The sequence below is a fragment of the Frankia sp. CoWAU3 genome (assembly GCF_977971855.1).
Genome location: NZ_CDWWXB010000339.1, coordinates 1,949 through 2,552, shown reverse-complemented (window position 1 = coordinate 2,552; position 604 = coordinate 1,949). Strand labels below are relative to the sequence as shown.

At 74.3% G+C, this 604-nt stretch carries 1 protein-coding gene; it reads left to right on the top strand.

Going from position 1 to position 604, the window contains the following annotated elements; all coding sequences use genetic code 11:
• Window positions 1-156 precede the first annotated feature (156 nt).
• A partial coding sequence (locus AC08ON_RS18165) for a glycosyltransferase (protein WP_476617444.1) occupies window positions 157-604 on the top strand: 448 nt, incomplete at its 3' end.

The window sequence follows — 604 nt, the reverse complement described above, 5'->3', positions numbered from 1 at the left end:
AATCTCTGCGCGGCCCTGGAACTTCCCCTCCCGCCCGGCCCCACCGATGATCCGAACGCGCCGATCCGCCCTGCGAGGAGCGGACCGGCCTCGGGTACCGATCCCGCCGGGGCCGGTCCTGCCGGGGCCGGTACCGGCCCGGTCGACGTGCCGAGCATGCTGGTGGTCGCCGACAAGTTCCCCCCGGTGCTCGGCGGCATCCAGACGTTCGCCTGCCATCTCGCGGCCGGGCTTCCGGCTGACCGGCTGGTGGTCGTGGCGCCGGCAGCCCCCAGCGCCGCCGCCTTCGACCGGACGCTGCCCTTCCCGGTGATCCGCATGGACGAGAGGATCCTAACCTCCCCCGGATCCCGGCGCCTACTGCGATCGGTCGTGCGGTCCGAGCACTGCGAGGCGGCCTGGTTTCCCACCGCGGCGCCGCTCGGCCTGCTCGCCCCGACGCTGCGAACGGCCGGGATCTCCCGGGTGGTGTCGTCGAGCCACGGGCACGAGGTCGCCTGGTCCCGGTTGCCCGGCGGGTGGTCGCTCGTCCGAACGGTCGCCGCCCGGGCCGACGTCCTGACCTACCTGACGGCGTTCACCCGGCGCAGGCTACTCGCCGTCG